The following is a 19,546-nucleotide window of genomic DNA, read 5'->3' on the forward strand; positions in this document are numbered from 1 at the left end:
AGGTTCCCCCCATCCACCCCACGTCGTAGACTGCGAAACAAGTTGTAACGCCTCTCCCACGGACGGAACCGCGCATGATTCAAATCGGCAGCCGCAACAACGCCCCCACCGCGCAGCACAAAACCCAAGACATTTACATCTTCAGTATCGACCTGTCCCGACCGGCGACGCCGTTCTGCTTCGAGCAATCGATTGGCGGCGGACATGTCGAGCAGGGCGGTGCACGGTGGTTGGCGTTGGATGAGCTGGATGGCTGGCCCGGCGAATCGCGGGAGCATTTGAAGAAGTCCGGTTGTGCCTGGGTGGCCGAATTGATGGACGCGCATTCGGGGGAGAGTCAGGCTGATCTGGTCTCGCTGATCCTCCAGCGCTATGCCGAGCCGGCACAGCCAACCGGGCGTTTGCAGGCGATTGGGCGCTGGTTCAAGCGCCACTTCTATATTGGCGGCCGGTACGGCGTCTGACCCGAGGAAATACCCATGACTCAGACTCTAGAACGCGCCATCGCGATTGCCGCCACAGCCCACGCGGGGCAGGTGGACAAGGGTGGTGCGCCGTACATTTTGCATCCGCTGAAGGTCATGTTGCGCATGAGCAGCCTGGAAGAACGCATCGTCGCGGTGCTGCATGATGTGGTCGAGGACTGCGGCATCAGCCTGGAGGATTTGCGCAAGGAAGGTTTCAGCGAAGCCGTTTTGTCCGCCATCGAATCGGTGACCAAAGTGCCCGGCGAATCCTATGAGGACTTCGTCGAGCGGGCGGCGCAGAACCCGATCGGGCGGGTGGTGAAACTGGCGGATCTGGAGGAAAACAGCGACCTGTCGCGGATTGCCTTGCCGAGTTGGGAGGATCTCGAGCGGATCGAAAAATACCGGCGGGCGATTGGACGGCTGCGCGCCTGACTTAACTGAAAAGCACCTTGAATAGCCAGGAAGGCGACCATGAAATCCATTCTGTGTTTGTTGATTGCTGCCGGGTTCGGCGCACTGTTGCAGTTCGAAGGCGTGCCCCACGGTTTACTGCTGGGCTCGATTCTTGTCACCGCACTTGTCGTGACTAAATTTGGCATCGCACCGGCGACGCCTTATGGTCTGGGCTACATCCAGGTCACGCTGGGTATCGCTACCGGGCTGATGTTCGAAGCGTGGGACAGCGCGACCGTCTCGACGATGTTGCCGAGCCTCGGCGTGTTGCTGCTGTGCCTGGCAGTGCAAGTGGCGCTGGCCGCCTGGTGGCTGTCGCGCGGTGCGGGGTGGAATCGCACGGATGCGTTGCTGGCAGTGTATCCCGGGGCGCTGGCGGCGGTGTTCGATTTGCTGGAATCGCATCAGGCGTCGAGCAAGGTGATCATCGTGCACTTGATGCGGCTGCTGCTGATCACGGTGCTGGTGAGTTTGCTGATTCCCGGAACTGCACCGGCTCCGGCGGCCGAAGTTGATCCCCTGTCCACGGGCATGGCGTTGACCGTGCTGGCAGTGATCGGCTTGAGCGTGGTGGTCGGGCGTTTGCTGCTCGCCGTTGGCGTGCCGGCGCCGTTCATGTTGACGGCAATCATCGTCACCGCCGTGTTTGTGAAATCAGGGTGGCTGCAGCGCTTTCACATGCCGGACTGGAGTTTGAATCTGGCGGCGCTGATTCTCGGTGTGCGGATCGGCTCCCGTTTTCAGGGATTGGGCCTCGCGGAACTGGGACGTCATGGCCGCACGGCGCTGGTGTCGGTCGGTTTGATGATTCTGGTCGCGGCGGTTTTTGCATTGGCGGCGGCACGGTTGCTGGGCAGCGATGCGTTGTCACTGTGGCTGGCGTACATGCCGGGGGCGATTGAAACCATCGCGATTGTGGCGTTCGCCGGCGGGTTAAATGTGGTGTTTATCCTGACTCACCATCTGGCGCGGATGGTGGTGCTGCACTTTGCGCCGGCGTTGCTGGTGCAGGTTCGGCGGGTTAGAGAGGAAACCTGAACAGCTTTTTGGCGTTTAGCAAAATGCCCATTTTTCAAATGGGCATTGGTTAAATAGCATCAATGGTTACTTCAACCACTTGTACAAGCGATAGCCGCCATAGCCTGCCACCGCGATTGCAGCCGCTGGCCAAGCTGCTGCGGTGGCGACTGCCATCACACCTGCAGCCATTCCGCCTCCTCCTGCAGCAACTGCGCCACCTCCGAGAGTGGCTAAGGCGGAAGTCGTTGCAGCGGCGCCACTTAAGCCAGCCGCGTTAGCGACCGCGACTGCTCCGCCATACACCATCGAAGCGTTAGCTATACCTGCTGCTGCACCAGTTGCAATGGCGGAGCCTGCTACTGTTTTGTCACCAATTTCCATGTGTTTACCCCTACTCAATGTGTGTCATGGAAACTATAAGCCATCACTTTGATATCATTCCATATCTTTTTAAAGGTTTGGATCCAAGGCGAAAAAATCAATGCGCCAGGGTTGGGTGACAACTCCAATCTGGTTACAACGTCACGCCCTGACGGTTGTCCCGGTGCGCGACAAGCAAATGCATCATCACACCACTGTAAAGCGTCACCAGAATGAACAACCCCATGCGCACCGCGAACGCGGTGTAGACGTCCTTGCCCGCCGCGCTGTCCTCAACGGACTGGCCGAGCAGGATGATCATGGTGATCAGGGTGTTGAGCCAGAACCCCGGCGTGAGCTGCGTCGGGTGCAGTCGATAGAGTTTGCGCGCCAGAAACAGCCCGAACAGCAGCATCCACAGAAAGAACATCCACAGGTGCACGAACAGGCTCAATGCACACCAGAACAGCACCGCCAGCAGTCCGCCGAGCAAGGTTGAGCCGAGCAGTTCGCGCCCGGCGTGGTGGGTGCGGGTGGTGGTGCTCTGCTGGCCGAGGCTGACGGCTTTGAGGATGATCGGCAGGTAGCTGGCGGGGTCGATCAGCACCAGCAGGAAGGTCGGCAGCACGATCAATGTTGCGCGCATCGCTACGCGGGGCACGTCTTCGGCGGGCAGGGCGGGCGTGGGTGGTGGCGCGGGGCTGTTGGCCGGTTCCGGGAACAGGACGTGGCTCAGCCCAACGATGACGACGGCCAGCAACAGGCCTTTGACCAGCGCGCCGATCACCGCCATGGCCAGCTCGAATGAGGCGAAGCCGGCGGCGGAGATCATGGTCATGCCGATCACCAGGAATGTCATGATCAGCACGTTGCCGCCGCGCAAACCGTAGGTGAATACTCGAAACAGACCGACACCGATCAGCAGCACGCCGCACACCGGGTAATAACGCAGCAACGGCACCAGCAACAGGCCGAGACTGGTGGTGAGCGCGGCAACGAACGTCAGCACCAGCGCGGTTTTGGCGGGCAATGGCCGGGGCATGCTCGCCAGCAGCAACACCGCGAGCACCGGCGACAAAAACGACAGCGGCAAGGCGAGGCCGTAACTCGCAGCGGTGCACAACGCCGTGCCGCAAGCCAGACGCAGGGCCCGTTGCGCCGGAACGCTGCGCTCAGTAGGCATACGATAGCCAGCTCATCGACCAGACAAACATCCGCCCGAGTGGATTGAGCAGATTGCCCTCGCTGGGAAATGCCATGACTTCCGCCTGGCCGCCAGCGCGAATCGAACGGCTTTCGAACAGACGCTTTTTCGCCTCTTCGCTGAACTCGATGATCACCGGAAAGCGCTGCGCCGGGCGCAGCCAGTCGCGGCTGTTCTGGATCGTCGGCAGGGTGCCGGGCGGCGGCGTCTGGCCGACGCTGACGCCATAACCGACGCTGCGCACCCGGCCGTCGAGCACTTCGCCGGGCAGGGCGTCGAGGATGATCGATACTGGCGTGCCGGGCTTGATCCGGCCGAGGTTGTTCTCGGTGAGGTCGGCGCTGACCCACACGTCCTGGATCGTGATCAGCGTCATCACCGGACTGCCGGCAGCGGCGAACTGGCCGACGTCGGTGCGCAGGTCGGTGATCAGTCCCGCCGAGCGCGCGCCGATGCGGGTGTTGGCCAGATCCAGTTCAGCCTTGGCCAGCGTGGCGGCGGCGCTGAGCAGTTTGGCGTTGGTGTCGGTGTTGCCGCCTTCCTGCTCCTGGGCGCGCAGCACTTCGGCCCGGGCGGCGGCAACCTGGCTGACCGCCGCTTCGTGGTTGGCCCGTGACACTTCCAAAAGCCGAACCGAAACCGTACCCGGATCCTCCTTGTACAAACCCTCCAGCCGCCGATTGTCCTGGCGCGTTTTAAGTTCATTGGCCTGCGCCGCTCGCAACGATGCCTGGGCCGAAGCGATGCCGGCGGTGCTGGCGCCGACCGTGCGCCGGGTGTTTTCCAGGTCGGCGCGGGCCCGGTCGACGGCGATTTGCAGTGGTTGCGGATCAAGCTCGAAGAGGATGTCGCCAGCCTGCACGTCCTGATTGTTGCGCACGTTGACCTTGATCACCCGCCCCGCGACTTCCGCCGCCACCGGGATCACAAACGCACCGACCCGCGCCTGCTGGGTGTAGGGCGTAAAACGGTCGGCCAGCAGATACCAGACCAGGCTCAGCACAATCACCAGCAGCACCCAGCGGATGCCTTTTTTCGCCGGATCCGGCGGCGCTTCATCACTCATGGCGGTCTACCTGCGAGGGAATCGGATAGGTCGGTTGGGGCGGCGGGGCGCTCAGCAGATCGCCCCAGTCGGTGCGTTGCTGCATTTGCTGCCGGGTCGCTGAATCAATCTGCGGCCCGGCGCTTTGCCAGCCGCCACCGACGGCGCGGTACAGGGCGATCAGGTTGCTCACGGCGTTGCTGCGGCTGACCAGATAGTTGTCCTGTAGCTCCAGCAACGCCCGCTGGGCATCGAGCACCCGCTGAAAGTCCGAATAGCCTTCACGATATTGAGTGTTGGCCAGCACCAGCGAACGCCGCGCCGCACCTTCGGCCTCGCCGAGAATGCGCTCGCGTTCCAGCGCTTTGGTCAGGCCGCTCGCGGCATCGTCGGCCTCGCGGGCGGCCTGACGGACTTTGTCGCGATAGGCTTCGATCAGTTGCTGCAAGCGCGCATCCTGCACGCGGATGTTGTTGTGGATGCGGCCGTAGTCGAACAGGTTCCAGCGCAGGCTCGGGCCGCCGATCAGGTCGAGACTGCGCGGCGTGGCGCCGAGGGTGTCGCTGGACCAGACGATGCTGCCGAGCAAGGTCAGCGACGGATACAGATCGGTCTCGGCCACGCCAACCAGCGCCGATTGCGCGGCAACGTTCAGTTCCGCTGCGCGCACATCGGGGCGGCGCAGCAGCAGGTTCGCCGGAACGTCCTGCAACACGGCGCGATCCACCAGCGGAATCAGCCCCGGTTGTTCCGCCAGAAACGCCGCGCCACCGGGCGGCTGGCCGACCAGCACCGCCAGCGCATTGCGGGTACGCAGCAATTGATCTTCGAACGCCGGAATGCTGCTCAGGGTGCCCAGGTATTGAGTCCTGGCCTGTTGCAGGTCGAGTTCGGCGGTCTGGCCGCTGCGAAAGAGTTTTTCGGTGATCTCGAAGTTACGCTTTTGCTGGGCGGCGTTTTCCCGAGCGACTCGCAGCCGGGCTTCTGTGGTGCGCAGGGCAAAGTAGGTGTCGGCCACTTGAGCGCGCAGCAGCACGAGGGCGTCTTCATAGTTGGCCTGGGCGGCGAAGTAGCTGGCGTCGGCGGATTCGATGGCGCGGCTGAAGCGGCCCCAGAAATCCAGTTCCCAGCCGACATCGAACGCGGCGCTGTGCTGCCAGAAGTGCAAGTCCTGCGGATTGCTGCCGCCGGACTGGTGGCGGTCGATGTACAGGCTGTCGGCGCTGGCCTGTTGCAGTTGCGGGTAGCGACCGCTGTCGGCGATGCCCAGTTGCGCCCGGGCTTCGAGCACCCGCAGGCCGGCGATTTTCAGGCTGCTGTTGCGGGCTTCGGCGTCGCTGATCAAACGGTCGAGTACCGGATCGGCAAACACCTGCCACCACTGGCGCAGATCCGGCAACGTGCCGCGTTCGCTGGCCTGTTCCAGCGCCGGGCTTTGCCACTGCTTGCTCCAGACCTCGGCCGGCGGCTGGAAATCCGGGCCCAGCCGCAGGCAGCCGCCAAGGCTCAGGGCACCGAGCAGCAGCAGGTGGCCGGGACGGATCAGCAGGGCTGGCGTTGCAGGCATACCGGGAGGCCCCAGCGGGAAATGTCACTGGAGCATAGACCGCAGATTGCCGGTTGATCGAAGCAATCAACTGCTACGCTTTTTCAGGCGAACACCACCGAACCCCGCCCCGGATAAAAAGGTAGGAAGCCATGGACACTGCTCAAGAACCGCTTGCCCCCACCAGCGCCAACTGGCGTTTCAAGGTCGGCGTGGCAATCATCTGCCTGATGCTCGGTTCGTGGCTGATGGTGCCGATTGCCGCCGCCCTCGATGTGCCGGGCTCGAAAGTCGCGGCGCTGACCGGGGTGTTGTTCATCAGCAATAAAGTGCTGTTGCTGCTGGTGATCGCGGTGATGGGCAAGGCCGGGTTCGCCGAACTCAAGCGCACGATCGGCCACTATATTTCCGGCGTGATTCCGACCCCGGTGGCCGAAGTCAACCCGATGCGCCACAAGATCGGCGTGGTGATGTTCTGCCTGCCGCTGCTGTCGTCCTTCCTGGAACCGTATTTCGACAATTTCTTCCCGGGTGTGCGGCCCAACCTCTGGCAGATGCAGGCGCTGGGCGACTTGATGTTCGTCGGCAGCTTTTTCGTGCTGGGCGGCAATTTCTGGGACAAGGTGCATGCGCTGTTCGTGCGCAAGGCGCGGGTGGTGGTGGAGTAAAAAAAACAGGGGCCAAGCCCCTGTTTTTTGAGGTGGGAGGTTATTTGAGGTGGGCGGCGAAGCCTTCGCTGCCCGGCGCAATATCATCCTTCAAGGTCAACGCCGGAATCTCGTAATCGCCGGCATTCTGCCGCCGAAATCCGATCGGCCGCGTACTCCACAACTCATCCAGCCGCGCACCCAGCTCCTTGCACGTTTGGGTAAACCGCGCCTCATCCATTTTTCCGGTGCGATAGACCACGAACGGCGGCAGCACCTCGAAGCCCGGGTAATACAGAATCCCGTGATGAATCGGGAACAGCAGATCATCGATCGGGCCGTTGATTCCGCGCGGGCTGTAGTGCGATTCCCAACCACCGGCGGTCACCATCAGCATCGCCCGTTTGCCTTTCAAGGTGCCTTCGCCGTAGCGGTCGCCCCAACGAGAATCCGAATGCTCGCCGACACCGTAAGCAAATCCGTAGGCGTACACGCGCTCGACCCAGCCCTTGAGAATCGCCGGCATGGAAAACCACCACAGCGGAAACTGCAGGATCAGGGTGTCGGCCCACAGCAGTTTGGCCTGCTCGGCGGTGATGTCGGTGGCTTGCCGTCCTTGTTCGAAGGCGAGTTTCGAATCGAGGGACGCGTCGAACGGGCGAGTGCTGTCGCGACCCGGGCTGTCATCGGCGTCGAGGCTGGCTTTCCAGTTCATGGCGTAGAGATCGGAAACCTGCACGGTATGGCCGGCGGCTTCCAGGCGCTGGACGGTGAAGTCCTTGAGCGCGCCGTTGAGCGATTGCGGTTCGGGGTGGGCGTAGACCAGTAGCACATTCATGGTGAGGCTCCGTTGCTGAGTGACAGCAGGATCGGCGCCCGGCAGGTATATTGGAAATGAATGTCTGATATGTCTGGTATAGCCATGAATAATTTGAGACGGCTGGATGTCAACCTGCTGCTGACCCTTGATGTGCTGTTGTCCGAGCACAACGTCACCCGCGCCGCGAAGAGGCTGCACCTGTCGCAGCCTTCGGTGAGCGTGCATCTGGCCCGGTTACGGGAGATTTTTGGCGATCCACTGTTGCTGCCAGGACCCCGTGGCATGCGCCCGACGGCGCGGGCCGATGAATTGCGCGAACCGTTGCGCGAGGCGCTGGAAGCGTTGGAGCGGGCGGTGGCGCCGGCCAGTCCGTTCGACCCGGCGCAGGCGACCCACACCTGGAAAGTCGCGGCCTCTGACTATGGCGAATCGACCATTCTGCTGCCGGCCCTCGGCGGGCTGCGCACCCAGGCGCCGGGCACGCGACTGGCGGTGCTGGACCTGTCGCCCCGGCAACTGGTCAAGCAGGCGGAGCAGGGCGTGATCGACCTGGCGCTGCACACCAGCGAGGATGCGCCGCTGGAGCTGCACCGGCGTGCGCTGTTCACCGAACGTTATGTACTGGCCGGTCGCGCCGGGCACCCGAAACTGCAACGCAAGCCGACCCGCGCGCAGTTCTGCGAGCTGGAGCATGTGCTGGTGTCGCCGGAAGGCGGAGGTTTTTTCGGGGTGACGGACAAGGCGCTGGCGGAGGTGGGGCTTACGCGAAACGTGGTGCTGTCGGTGCCGCACTTTCTGTTGCTGATGTCGGTGCTGGCCAGCACCGATCTGGTGGCAATGCTGCCGTCACGGCTGGCGCGCGGCAATGCCGCGCTGCAAGTGGTCGAGCCACCGCTGGAAGTGCCGGGCTACGAAATGGCCATGCTCTGGGCCGAGCGTTCGCATCGCGACCCGGCGCACAAATGGTTTCGCGAGCATCTGGCGGCGTCGGTCTGATCAGGCGTGCCCAAGCGCAATGGCAAACGACACGACGACCATGCAGGCAAAAGCGAAATTGAGGTTCATCGGTATTCATCCTGGTCCTTTTGAAAGTGGGGCCATTCTGCCGGGCTCGGGTCAAAAGAAAAAATTCGGCTTCGTGATTCCAATGATCGAAGCCATTGATACCAGCGTTGTGTTTGCCGGTTTGCCTGGCTAAGCTCGCACAAACCTGCAATTAAAAGCACAAACAGGCAAAACCATGCACGATCATTCCGCTTCCGAGCTTCCTTCCCTGCGTCGGCAGAAAATCCTTCTGATCCTCGAACGTGACGGCAAGGTCATGGCTTCCGAGTTGAGCCAGCATTTTGCGGTGTCCGAAGACACCATCCGCCGCGATCTCGCCGAGCTGGACAACGCCGGGCTGGTGCAGCGGGTGCATGGCGGGGCGCTGCCGAGGCCCAAGGACACCGGCAAGGACTACTTCACCCGGCTGGACGAGATCGACGAGGTGAAGATTCGTCTGGCGCAATTGGCGGCGCAGCAGGTGCGGAACGGGCAGACGGTGATGTTCGACTCCGGTTCCACCTCGTTGCAGGTGGCGCGCTCCTTGCCCAGGGACATCAGCCTCACGGCGGTGACAGCGTCGCCGATGACGGCGATTGCGTTGTCCGAATATCCGGGCATCAAGGTGATTCTGGCGGGCGGGCAATTGAATCCGAAAACCATGTCGGCTGGCGGTCATGAGGCGCTGCGGCTGTTGTCGGGGATCAAGGCGGATCTGGCGATCACCGGGGTCTGCGCGATTCATCCGGAGGTGGGCATCACCTCGTTGCACTTCGATGAAGTGCCGGTCAAGCAGGCGCTGCTCGACTGTGCGACGCGGGTAATTGCCGTGACCACGGCGGACAAGCTCGGGGCGGTGGAACCGTTTGTGGTGGCGCCGTGCGAGCGCTTGCACACGCTGATCACCGAACGGCATGTGGCGTCGGGGAATATTGAGGACTATCGGCGGTTGGGGATTGAGGTTGAGCAACTGCAGGATTGAGTTTTGTGGTGAATTTAAAGGCCCCATCGCGAGCAAGCTCGCTCCCACAGTGTCCGAGGCGTACTCAAAACTCAGGTATGCCCCAAACTTTGTGGGAGCGGGCTTGCCCGCGAAGAGGCCAGTCGATCCAATGCATAAACTGGCACGCGGTCGAGGAATCAATCAGCGCAGTTTTTCCAGCATCTGGTAGTACCACATGCCGGCCGCCAGCATCGGATTCCCCAGCAGATCGCCCATTGGCACGCGAATGTGCGAGCACGCGGCAAACGTGTCGAACTGCTGCATCTGCCCGGTGATCGCCTGGCTCATGATCTCGCCCATGATGTGGGTCGTGGCGATGCCGTGGCCGGAATAGCCCTGGCAATACCAGACGTTGTCCGAGAGCTTGCCCAGTTGCGGGATGCGGTTGATGACGATGCCCATCGCGCAGCTCCACTGGTAATCGATCTTCACCCCTTTGAGCGCCGGGAAGGTCTGTTCGATGCACGGCCGCAGTTCGCCGGCGATGTCCCGTGAATCCTTGCCGCTGTAGTTGGCGCCGCCACCGAACAGCAGGCGGCCGTCAGCCGTGAGCCGGTAGTAGTCGAGGACGAAGCGGCAGTCGTAAACGGCAAGGTCTTCAGGGTTGATCTGCTTGGCCAGATCGCCCAGCGGTTCGGTGGTGACAATGCCGCCCATGGCCGGGAAGATCTTGCCCTTGAGCTGGCCCGGTTCGAGCTTGTGGTAGACGTCGCCGGCCAGCAGCACCTGATTGGCGTCGACCTGTCCGTGGGCGGTGCGCACGCCCGGGCTGTCGCCATGAATGATCTCCAGCACTTCGCTGTTTTCGAAGATCAGCGCGCCGAGGCTTTCCGCCGCCCGCGCCTCGCCGATACACAGGTTGAGCGGGTGCAGGTGCATGTTGCGAGTGTTCTTGATCGCGCCGTGATAGAGGTCGCTTTGCAGCAGGTCGCGCACCTGGCTGCGGTCGAGCAGGCTGACGTCATCACCCATGCCGCGACGCACGGCTTCGTCATAGTCGCTGCGCAAACCGGCCATGTGGCTCGGCTTGTACGCCGCGTGCAAATGGCCGTGCTTGAGGTCGCAATCGATCGCGTATTTCTCGACCCGTTGCTGGATGATTTCGTGGCCGCGCCAGCGCAGGTGCCAGATGAAATCATCGACCTCATCGCCCAGGGTGTTGCGCATCTGTTTGCGCATCGCGCCGTCGCCGGACAGGCTGCCTGTGACTTGGCCGCCATTGCGCCCGGTGGCGCCCCAGCCGATCTTGTGGCTTTCGACGATGGCGACTTTCAGGCCTTTTTCGGCCAGTTCCACGGCGGTGGCGACGCCGGTGAAACCGCCGCCGATGATCACCACATCGACCTGGTGCCGGCCTTGCAGGGTCGGGTAGTCGGTGTCGCGGTTGAGGGTTGCGGTGTAGTAGGAATTGCTGCGTTCGGTCATTTTAAGTTCCACACAAAATTCGGGAGGCAAAGTGCAGTCCTTGTGGGAGCCAGCCTGCTGGCGATGAGGGCCTGTCAGACACATGGATGGTGAAGGACGCACCGCTATCGCCAGCAGGCTGGCTCCCACAGGGTTCAGTGGGAGGCGTCAGGCTTCGGTCAGGTACCAGCGCCAGTCTTGCTCGCCCACTTCGGCCATGAACTGCCGGTATTCCGCACGTTTCACTGCCAGATACACCCCGAGGAATTCCTGCCCCAGCGCATCCCGCGCCCACACCGAGTTTTCCAGTGCCGTGAGCGAAGTCAGCCAATCGGTCGGCAGCAATTCTTTCGCCTGCGCGTAACCGTTGCCTTCCACCGGTTCACCCGGATCGATGTGTTCTTTTATGCCGCGATGAATGCCCGCCAGGATCGCCGCCGCTGCCAGATACGGGTTGGCATCGGCGCCGCAGATGCGGTGTTCGATGTGCCGGGTGTTGGCCGGGCCGCCGGGTACGCGCAGGCTGACGGTACGGTTATCGACACCCCAGGTCGGCGCCAGTGGTGCATAACTGTTGGCCTGGAAACGGCGGTAGGAGTTGGCGTTCGGGCAGAACAGCAGCAGCGAATCGAGCAGGGAGGCGAGCATCCCGCCAATCGCCGTGCGCAGCAGCGGGGTGCCCGCCGGGTCCTCGGAGGCAAACAGATTGCGCCCCTCGGCATCCGCGAGGCTGACGTGCATGTGCATGCCGGTGCCGGCCAGGTGATCGAACGGCTTGGCCATGAACGTCGCCTGCATCCCGTGCTTGTGTGCTACGGCTTTGACCAGCCGTTTGTAGCGCACGGCCTGGTCCATCGCCTCCAGCGCATCGCCGTGTTCGAGGGTGATTTCCACCTGGCCCGGCGCGTATTCCGAGATCGCCGTGCGCGCCGGAATGCCGTGCAGTTTGCAGGCGCTGTAGAGGTCGGCGAGGAACGGTTCGATCTGTTCCAGCTCACGCAAACCGTAGACCTGGGTGTGTCGCGGTCGACCGCCGTCGGCATCCAGCGCCGGTTGCGGGCGGCCGTTGTGATCGCGTTTGGCGTCGAGCAGATAGAACTCCAGCTCGCAGGCCATCACCGGGTGGTAACCCTCGGCTTTCAAACGGTCGATGACCTTGATCAACAGGTGACGCGGGTCGGCAATGCTTGCCGGCATGCCTTGTTCCGGGTGCATGCTGACCTGCACCGCAGCGGTCGGAATCTGCCGCCACGGCAGGCGCACCAGACTGCCATCCAGCGGATAGGCGCGGCAGTCGATGTCGCCGACGTCCCACACCAGCCCAGAGTTTTCCACGTCTTCGCCCTGCACGGTCAGGCCGAGGATGGTGCTCGGCAGCGGGCGACCGCTTTCGTACACGGCGAGCAGTTCTTCGCGGTGCAACAGCTTGCCGCGGGGAACGCCGTTGGCATCGAGGATGAACAGCTCGATCATGTCGATGTCGGGGTTCTGCTCGAGAAAGCTACGGGCGTCTTCAATGGCTGCGAATTTCATAATCAATCACTCACGATGGCGCCGCACAGGCGCGCAGATTCGGCCTGGACGCAGCTCGGCAAAAGGCGCGGGCGTCCTGGCAGGGATATCGAAAAAGAGAAGGAGCTGTCGCGATTTTTACCGGCGCGATCAGACGGGCAGGCAGATATCCGGCGGGCGTGCGGAGTGACGCAGCTTGGAACGGCTCAGGGCCATGGGGAGATTGACGATGCGATTCATGCGCGGCCCCCGTGAAGGTGGGCGCACAGTGCAGAGACGTTCAACGATTCTGATTGTTGGAGTGACGTGCTCATGACGCGTGTTTCCGTTGGCGGAAAACGTCGGCGGCGGGAGCGTCCCGCCATGCCGGTGTGGCGGGATAGTAAGGGGGAAGTCCGGGATAAGTAAACGCCTGATTCCGATGCGCGCGGCAAGCCACCGGTTCAGCGCAACAGATGAAACCCCAGCCCGACGAGGGCGCAAACGATCAACACCTCGATCACCCCGCGCTTGAAGATAAACAGCCCGAGGGTGGCGGCGAGGGCGAGCAACAGCGCAAAAAAGTCAGGCTGTCCGGCAAAACCGTTGGGCCAGAACACATGCCAGGCGAAGAAGCACGCCAGATTCAGGATCACCCCGACCACGGCTGCGGTAATCGCCGTTAGCGGTGCGGTGAACTTCAGTTCGTTGTGCGTCGACTCCACCAGCGGCCCGCCGGCGAGGATGAACAGAAACGAGGGCAGAAAGGTGAACCAGGTCACCAGTGTCGCCGCCAGCGCACCAGCGGCAAACGCGTGCTCCGGGCCGAACGTCGGTTGGACATAAGCCCCGACGAATCCGACGAATGCCACGACCATGATCAGCGGCCCCGGCGTGGTTTCGCCCAGAGCCAGTCCATCGATCATCTGCGTCGGCGTCAGCCAGCCGTAATGCCCGACCGCGCCTTGGTACACGTAGGGCAGCACGGCATAAGCGCCACCGAACGTGAGCAACGCTGCTTTGGTGAAGAACCAGCCCATCTGGGTGAAGGTGCCGCCCCAGCCGAACAGCGCCGTCAGCAACGCCATTGGCAGACACCACAACAACCCACCGCCCAGCACCAGACGCAGCAGCCTCGGCAGGCTGAACCGTGCATGTTCAGCTGGCGGAGTGTCGTCATCGATCAGTGCCGGGCCGAAGGACTTTTCGCTGCCGCGATGGCCGCCATTGTTGAACCGATGAGGCGCCCAGCGTCCGCCGAAATAGCCGATCAGTGCCGCGCCGAGCACGATCAGCGGAAACGGCACGTTGAAGGCGAAGATCGCCACGAACGCCGCCCCGGCAATCGCCCACAGCCAGCCATTTTTCAAGGCCCGGGAGCCGATGCGATGGGCTGCGTGCAGCACAATCGCGGTCACCGCCGGTTTGATCCCGTAAAACACCCCGGCCACCGCCGGCACGTCGCCAAACGCGATGTACACCCACGACAGGGCAATCAGGACCAACAGCGACGGCAGCACAAACAGCGCCCCGGCCAGCACGCCGCCACGGGTGCGGTGCAGCAGCCAGCCGATGTAGGTCGCCAGTTGCTGGGCCTCGGGGCCGGGCAGCAACATGCAGTAATTGAGCGCGTGCAGGAAGCGCCGCTCGGAAATCCAGCGCCGGCGCTCCACCAGTTCCTGATGCATGATCGCGATCTGCCCGGCGGGGCCGCCGAAGCCGATGCAGCCTAGTTTCAGCCAGAAGGGCCAGGCCTGGCGCAGGCTGACAGGCTCGGGCCGGGGCAAATCCTCAGGGGGCGTTGTGCTCAAGTGCGACTCCACGTTCGATTGGTGCGAGCCGCTATCAAATCAGGTTTTTGTTGCATTCGACAGTACCCGGTCAGGCATGCGCCAGACTCCAGCGAAACGCCGCATTCTGATCACTCTTCCGCGCCTCGACCCAATGCGAACCCTCGGGCGTGGTCTCACGCTTCCAGAACGGCGCACGGGTCTTGAGCACATCCATGATGAACGCACAGGCCTCGAACGCCGCATGCCGATGCTTGCTGCTGACGCCAACAAATACGATGGGCTCGCTCACCGACAGCGCGCCGACCCGATGCACGATCTCCACCGCCAGCAGCGGCCAGCGTTCGCGGGCCTGTTCGGCGATCTGTTCCAGAGCCTTCTCGGTCATGCCCGGATAGTGCTCCAGAAACAGCTCGGTCACCGACTGCCCGACGTTCAGATCCCGCACGTAGCCAATGAAATTCACCACCGCGCCTACCCGTGGATTGCGCGCATGCAGGTCGGCAATCAACTGACCGGCATCGAAGCCTTTACGCTGGACTCGAACACTCACGCCTCAACCCCCCGTGACCGGCGGAAAAAACGCAATCTCGTCGAAATCCTCGATCGCCTGATCCGGCTGGCACAGCTCCTGATTCACCGCACACATCAGGTTGCCGGCGCCGAGCACTTCACGCCAGATATCGCCGCGCTGCATCAGCATCTGCCGCACGTCCTCGACACAGGCGAGGGTGTCGCTGGCCGGAATCTTTTCACCGCCCAGATTGAGCCGGTCACGGTAGCTGGCAAAGTAGTTGATCAGAATCATTGCGGGTTCTCCCATTGAAAGTGGCCAGAGCGGCCGCCCTGTTTGCTCAGCACACGGATGTCGCCGATGACCATTGCCCGGTCCACCGCTTTGCACATGTCGTAGATGGTTAGCGCGGCGACGCTGGCGGCGGTCAGGGCTTCGAGTTCGACGCCGGTCTGGCCGGTGAGGCGGCAGGTGCTGGTGATCTGCACGCGGTCCGGCTCGCAGGCCTTGAGCTCGACGTGGATCGAACTGAGCAACAGCGCATGACACAGCGGAATCAACTCGTGGGTGCGCTTGGCCGCTTGAATCCCGGCGATCCGCGCCACGGCGAACACATCGCCCTTGGGGTGGCCGTTGGACTGGATCATTTGCAGGGTTTCCGGGCGCATCTGCACCCAGGCTTGCGCGGTGGCTTCGCGGCGGGTCGCGGCTTTGTCGCTGACGTCGACCATGTTGGCGCGACCCTGATCGTCGAGGTGGGTGAGGGTGTCGATCATGCGCTGGGCTCCTGGATCGGGCTGTAGATTCGCGGGGCGTTGCGGTGCGGGACGTGGATCAGGTTCAAGCGGTGCTTGAGCGCCCAGCGCACGGTCAACGCGGTGGGGGCGGACAGGCTGACCAGGGTGCCGAAGCGGGCGCGCACGGCTTTGTGGATCAGTTCGAGGCTGCAACGGCTGGTGACCACGACGAAGCCCTGACGCGCATCGAGGCCTTCGAACTGAAGGGCGCCAATCAGCTTGTCGAGGGCGTTGTGGCGGCCGATGTCTTCGCGGCACAGCAGCGCTTCGCCGTCTGCGTCGAAGTACAACGCCGCGTGCAGGGCGCCGCTGCTGCGGGCCAGTTGCTGGGCCTGTTCGATGCGCTGGCGGATACCGTCGAAGTGCGCGGCCGGTGGCAGCGGTGTCGGGGTCAGGATTTCCAGTTGCGGCAACGCCTGCTCAAGGGCTTCCACGCCGCAGAGGCCGCAACCGCTGGTGCCCGCCATCTGCCGCCGATGATCTTTCAGAGCCCAGAATGCACGACTGGAAATCTGCACGTCGGCCTGGCAGGCCTGGTCGAAATGGGTCAGGCGGATGTCATGGATATCGTCGAGGCTGTCGACAATGGCGTTGCTCAGGCTGAAGCCGCGAATGAAGTCTTCGATGTTGCCCGGCGAGACCATCATCACGGCTTGATTCAAACCGTTGTAGCTGATGGCCAAGGCAATTTCCGCCGCGAGGGCTGCGTGGGACACCGGCGCGTCGTCGAGGTATTCGCGGTAGGCCACTTGCGCCGGTTGTGGCGCGGGGGCGTTGGCGTCGCCCGGCTCGATGAGTTGTTCAACTTGGCACAGCATCTTGAAAGTCCCCGAAGCGCTGAAGTGGGTTCAGGCTACGGGGCAGGGAAAAGTGCGTCCAATCGCTTGTTCCGATGCAGTGATTGGATTGGTCGATCACTGCGGGTGAACCTGAAGACGTTGCACCGAAGTGCAACTTTTCAGGGTTGCTTGAGGGGGTGTTAAACGGCAGGCATCTCGATCCCGAACATCTTGCGCGCCTCGGCAAAACACTTCTCGGCAATCGCCGAGCGCGGTTCGGTCTTGCGCATCACCAGCCCCAGCGGCGCGAGCACGCTGGCATCCGGCAGGTTGATGAAGGCCAGATGTTCGATCGGTTCTTCCAGGCCGCTGTCCAGCGGCATGATCGAGCAGCAGAAGCCCTGGTGAATCGCCTGCAGCAGCTGATAGGTCGAATCGCTTTCCATGATCGGCTGCGGATTGAGGCCGCGACTGCGGAAACTCAGGTCGATGGATTTTCGGTAGTGCATGCCGGTAGTGATCATCCCCAGCGGCAGTTCGGCGGCGTCTTCCCAGCTCATTTCCGGGCCTTCGAAATGGAAGTGGCGGGTGTCGTAGAGCAGGCCGACGCGGGTTTCGCCGATCTCGAAGAAATCGAAATAATTCGGGTTGACGTGGTCCAGATAACACACGCCCAGGTCGAGCTGATTGTTGCCCAGACCTTCGATGATTTCGTCCGAACTCAGTGACGACAGGCTGTATTTCAGCTCCGGATAGATCGCGGACAAACCCTGAATGTAATTGACCGGATTGAAGTTGCTCAGCGGCACCAGCCCCAGGCGCAGGCTGCCGACCAGTTGCCCCCGGCAGGCAGCCGCTTCGGCGAACAACCCGTCGTGGGCCGCCAGCAGCGTGCGGGCCCAGGCCAGTACGCGCTCGCCAGCCTGGGTGAAACCTTCGAAGCGCTGGCCGCGATTGACCAGCACCAGATCCAGCTCGTCTTCCAGATTGCGCAGGCGCATCGACAGGGTCGGCTGGGTGATGTGGCAGCGCGCGGCGGCCTGGCCAAAGTGACGGGTTTCGTCCAGCGCGATCAGGAACTTGAGTTGTTTGATGTCCACGATGGCACCTGCTCGATTGAGAATTTTGATTGAGTATTGACGCAGATGCGTACGGCGCACGGAAAGCGCAGGGGGTGACGATCCCACTGATCGCGTTTTACGTCCAATCGGAAGCGTTTAAGAGGCTATCGAGGGTTTCGATGACGGCCGGTTCCATTGGCGCCGACGGTAGTCGAAGTTCTTGGAAAAACGACCGATAGAGCGGGTCGATAGTGCGGTTGGTTAGAGTGATTAGACAGTCTTGATAAGTGGCACTTAGGCTCTGGTCCAATTGAATTGGCGAATGCCGGAGAGTGCCATGAGTGTTAAAGCGGATGCCTTGTTTGTTCCCTTGAATATTGCCGTGCTGACGGTCAGCGATACCCGCGATTACGCCAGCGATACCTCCGGCCAGTTGCTGGTCAGCCGCTTGCTGGAGGCGGGCCACACCTTGAGTGAACGCAACCTGCTCAAGGACGACCTGTACAGGATCCGTGCCCAGGTCGCGCAGTGGATCGCCGACGACGGCATTCAAGTGGTGCTGATCACTGGCGGTACCGGCTTCACCGGACGTGACAGCACCCCGGAAGCGGTGGCTTGCCTGCTGGACAAGCAGATCGACGGCTTTGGCGAGCTGTTCCGCGCCATCTCGATTCTCGACATCGGCACCTCCACCGTACAAAGCCGCGCGCTGGCGGGCCTGTCCAACGGCACGCTGGTGTGCTGCCTGCCGGGTTCCACCGGCGCGTGCCGCACGGCGTGGGAAGGCATCCTTGCCGAGCAACTGGATAACCGTCACCGCCCGTGCAACTTCGTCCCGCACCTCAAACCGGTGCAAGCCTGCGGGCCACGGGGATGAGTACGCTCGGACTGATGCCGGTCGAGGAAGCGCTCGACCAACTGTTGACGATGGCCAACGAACAACGTCTGCCGGACAGCGAACGGGTGCCGCTCAATGAGGCGCGCGGTCGTGTGCTGGCCAGCGATCTGGTCGCCACCCTCGACCTGCCGCCATGGCCAAACAGTGCCATGGACGGCTACGCACTCAATCTTTCGGACCTGCATCGCCAGCCGTTGAGGGTGTCGCAGCGGGTCTACGCCGGGCTGGCGCCGGACGCCTTGCTGCCCGGCACCTGCGCCCGGATTTTCACTGGTGCGCCGTTGCCCCACGGCGCCAATTGCGTGGAGATGCAGGAAAACGTCGAGGTGCTGGAGGACGGTCGCGTACGGTTTCTGCAACCGCTGAAAGCCGGCCAGAACATCCGCGCCCAAGGGCAGGAGAACCGTGTCGGCGACACCCTGCTGCGCGCCGGCAAACGCCTCGGCCCGTTCGAACTGGCGGTGGCTGCGGGGCAGGGTATGACCCATTTGCCGGTGGTGCGTCGTCCGCGGGTGGCGTTGCTGTCGACCGGTGATGAGCTGGTGGAACCGGGGCAGCCGCTGCGTCCCGGCAGCATCTACAACAGCAACCGCACTTTGCTCGACCACTGGTTGCGCGAACTGGGTTGCGAGGTGATCGACGCCGGGATTCTTCCCGATCGCCCGGCGCAGACCCGGCTCAAACTCGAGCAACTGCAAGTGGCGGCCGATCTGATTCTGACCACCGGCGGCGTGTCTGCCGGTGACGCCGATTGCCTCGGCCAGGTACTGCGCGACAACGGCAAACCGCTGCTGTGGAAACTCGCGATCAAACCCGGCAAACCGCTGACGGTCGGCCATTTCGGTACAGTGCCGGTGATCGGTCTGCCGGGCAATCCGACCTCGGCGCTGGTGACGTTCGGCCTGCTGGCACGCCCGTACCTGCTGCGCATTCAAGGCGTGGAAGAGGTAATGCCGTTGAGGTTCACGGTCAACGCCGGGTTCGACTGGCCGAAACCCGGCAGCCGTCGCGAATACCTGCGGGTGCGCCTGGAGGGCGGGCAGGCGGCGCTCTATCCGAACCAGAGTTCCGGGGTTCTGCTCGGCGCGACCTGGGCCGACGGGCTGGTGGAAATCCCCGAGAACAGCACCTTGCAGATGGGTGATCCGCTGCGTTTCATTCCGTTCAGCGAGTTGTTCTGAGCGCGATTAAAAGGTGCAG

21 protein-coding genes are annotated in these 19,546 nt (G+C 62.7%); 9 read left to right on the forward strand and 12 right to left on the reverse strand.

Annotated features, from left to right (window positions below; translation table 11 throughout):
* The first annotated feature begins 74 nt into the window (after positions 1–74).
* Genes C6Y56_RS10865 through C6Y56_RS10875 form a run of 3 tightly spaced genes read left to right on the forward strand, consistent with a single transcriptional unit; the run spans position 75 to position 1,961 of the window.
* The gene (locus tag C6Y56_RS10865; RefSeq protein WP_169429853.1) at positions 75–464 is read left to right on the forward strand and encodes a hypothetical protein; all 390 of its coding nucleotides are present in this window, start codon (positions 75–77) and stop codon (positions 462–464) included.
* 15 nt (positions 465–479) lie between these two features.
* Positions 480–902: an HD domain-containing protein gene (locus C6Y56_RS10870; protein WP_169429854.1), complete on the forward strand. Its 423-nt coding sequence runs from the start codon at positions 480–482 to the stop codon at positions 900–902.
* Between the two features lie 39 nt (positions 903–941).
* Positions 942–1,961 carry an AbrB family transcriptional regulator gene (locus tag C6Y56_RS10875; RefSeq protein WP_169429855.1) on the forward strand — a complete coding sequence of 340 codons (1,020 nt, stop codon included), beginning with the start codon at positions 942–944 and terminating at the stop codon, positions 1,959–1,961.
* A gap of 496 nt (positions 1,962–2,457) precedes the next feature.
* Here C6Y56_RS10875 and C6Y56_RS10880 read toward each other — a convergent pair whose 3' ends face one another.
* From C6Y56_RS10880 to C6Y56_RS10890, 3 genes are read right to left on the reverse strand one after another with little or no spacing between them, the layout of a single operon-like run.
* The gene (locus C6Y56_RS10880) at positions 2,458–3,486 is read right to left on the reverse strand and encodes a DUF2955 domain-containing protein (protein ID WP_169429856.1); all 1,029 of its coding nucleotides are present in this window, start codon (positions 3,484–3,486) and stop codon (positions 2,458–2,460) included.
* Positions 3,476–4,573, reverse strand: a complete 1,098-nt coding sequence (locus C6Y56_RS10885) for an HlyD family secretion protein (RefSeq protein ID WP_169429857.1) — start codon at positions 4,571–4,573, stop codon at positions 3,476–3,478. Before C6Y56_RS10885 ends, C6Y56_RS10880 begins: the two co-directional genes overlap by 11 nt.
* The gene (locus C6Y56_RS10890) at positions 4,566–6,119 is read right to left on the reverse strand and encodes an efflux transporter outer membrane subunit (RefSeq protein ID WP_169429858.1); all 1,554 of its coding nucleotides are present in this window, start codon (positions 6,117–6,119) and stop codon (positions 4,566–4,568) included. Before C6Y56_RS10890 ends, C6Y56_RS10885 begins: the two co-directional genes overlap by 8 nt.
* Before the next feature lie 131 nt (positions 6,120–6,250).
* Here C6Y56_RS10890 and C6Y56_RS10895 point away from each other — a divergent pair, with 131 nt between their 5' ends.
* Entirely contained in the window at positions 6,251–6,766 is a 516-nt protein-coding gene (locus tag C6Y56_RS10895) for a transporter suffix domain-containing protein (protein ID WP_169429859.1), read from the forward strand.
* A 40-nt stretch (positions 6,767–6,806) separates the two neighbouring features.
* Here C6Y56_RS10895 and C6Y56_RS10900 read toward each other — a convergent pair whose 3' ends face one another.
* On the reverse strand, positions 6,807–7,583 hold the full coding sequence (locus tag C6Y56_RS10900) for an NAD(P)H-dependent oxidoreductase (RefSeq protein ID WP_169429860.1): 777 nt from the start codon (positions 7,581–7,583) through the stop codon (positions 6,807–6,809).
* 84 nt (positions 7,584–7,667) lie between these two features.
* Here C6Y56_RS10900 and C6Y56_RS10905 point away from each other — a divergent pair, with 84 nt between their 5' ends.
* The 3 genes from C6Y56_RS10905 to C6Y56_RS10915 are packed head-to-tail and all read left to right on the forward strand — an operon-like array spanning position 7,668 to position 9,591.
* Entirely contained in the window at positions 7,668–8,561 is an 894-nt protein-coding gene (locus tag C6Y56_RS10905; protein ID WP_169429861.1) for a LysR family transcriptional regulator, read from the forward strand.
* 19 nt (positions 8,562–8,580) lie between these two features.
* On the forward strand, positions 8,581–8,763 hold the full coding sequence (locus tag C6Y56_RS10910) for a hypothetical protein (protein ID WP_169429862.1): 183 nt from the start codon (positions 8,581–8,583) through the stop codon (positions 8,761–8,763).
* 42 nt (positions 8,764–8,805) lie between these two features.
* Positions 8,806–9,591, forward strand: a complete 786-nt coding sequence (locus tag C6Y56_RS10915; protein WP_169429863.1) for a DeoR/GlpR family DNA-binding transcription regulator — start codon at positions 8,806–8,808, stop codon at positions 9,589–9,591.
* A 162-nt stretch (positions 9,592–9,753) separates the two neighbouring features.
* On the opposite strand, the gene C6Y56_RS10920 is transcribed toward C6Y56_RS10915, so the two are convergent.
* From C6Y56_RS10920 to C6Y56_RS10955, 8 genes are all read right to left on the reverse strand, one after another.
* Positions 9,754–11,037, reverse strand: coding sequence for an NAD(P)/FAD-dependent oxidoreductase (locus C6Y56_RS10920; RefSeq protein WP_169429864.1), 1,284 nt, complete (start codon positions 11,035–11,037; stop codon positions 9,754–9,756).
* 147 nt (positions 11,038–11,184) lie between these two features.
* Complete coding sequence (locus C6Y56_RS10925; RefSeq protein ID WP_169429865.1) at positions 11,185–12,549, reverse strand: glutamine synthetase family protein; 1,365 nt, start codon at positions 12,547–12,549, stop codon at positions 11,185–11,187.
* A 422-nt stretch (positions 12,550–12,971) separates the two neighbouring features.
* Positions 12,972–14,318 carry a chromate efflux transporter gene (gene chrA, locus C6Y56_RS10930; RefSeq protein WP_169429866.1) on the reverse strand — a complete coding sequence of 449 codons (1,347 nt, stop codon included), beginning with the start codon at positions 14,316–14,318 and terminating at the stop codon, positions 12,972–12,974.
* 70 nt (positions 14,319–14,388) lie between these two features.
* Positions 14,389–14,850 carry a molybdopterin synthase catalytic subunit MoaE gene (gene moaE, locus C6Y56_RS10935; protein WP_169429867.1) on the reverse strand — a complete coding sequence of 154 codons (462 nt, stop codon included), beginning with the start codon at positions 14,848–14,850 and terminating at the stop codon, positions 14,389–14,391.
* 3 nt (positions 14,851–14,853) lie between these two features.
* A complete protein-coding gene (locus tag C6Y56_RS10940; RefSeq protein ID WP_169429868.1) occupies positions 14,854–15,105 on the reverse strand; it encodes a MoaD/ThiS family protein in 252 nt (83 codons plus the stop codon).
* Entirely contained in the window at positions 15,102–15,587 is a 486-nt protein-coding gene (gene moaC, locus C6Y56_RS10945) for a cyclic pyranopterin monophosphate synthase MoaC (protein WP_169429869.1), read from the reverse strand. The genes C6Y56_RS10940 and moaC overlap by 4 nt, the downstream gene beginning before the upstream one ends.
* Positions 15,584–16,426: a formate dehydrogenase accessory sulfurtransferase FdhD gene (fdhD, locus tag C6Y56_RS10950; RefSeq protein WP_169429870.1), complete on the reverse strand. Its 843-nt coding sequence runs from the start codon at positions 16,424–16,426 to the stop codon at positions 15,584–15,586. The genes moaC and fdhD overlap by 4 nt, the downstream gene beginning before the upstream one ends.
* 161 nt (positions 16,427–16,587) lie before the next feature.
* On the reverse strand, positions 16,588–17,487 hold the full coding sequence (locus C6Y56_RS10955; protein ID WP_169429871.1) for a LysR family transcriptional regulator: 900 nt from the start codon (positions 17,485–17,487) through the stop codon (positions 16,588–16,590).
* 298 nt (positions 17,488–17,785) lie between these two features.
* Here C6Y56_RS10955 and moaB point away from each other — a divergent pair, with 298 nt between their 5' ends.
* Together moaB and C6Y56_RS10965 are read left to right on the forward strand one after the other, a co-directional pair.
* Complete coding sequence (moaB, locus tag C6Y56_RS10960; RefSeq protein WP_169429872.1) at positions 17,786–18,325, forward strand: molybdenum cofactor biosynthesis protein B; 540 nt, start codon at positions 17,786–17,788, stop codon at positions 18,323–18,325.
* Entirely contained in the window at positions 18,322–19,527 is a 1,206-nt protein-coding gene (locus tag C6Y56_RS10965) for a molybdopterin molybdotransferase MoeA (RefSeq protein WP_169429873.1), read from the forward strand. Before moaB ends, C6Y56_RS10965 begins: the two co-directional genes overlap by 4 nt.
* Positions 19,528–19,546: the final 19 nt, after the last annotated feature.

The sequence above is a fragment of the Pseudomonas fluorescens genome, assembly GCF_012974785.1.
Taxonomy (GTDB): Bacteria; Pseudomonadota; Gammaproteobacteria; order Pseudomonadales; family Pseudomonadaceae; genus Aquipseudomonas; species Aquipseudomonas fluorescens_BT.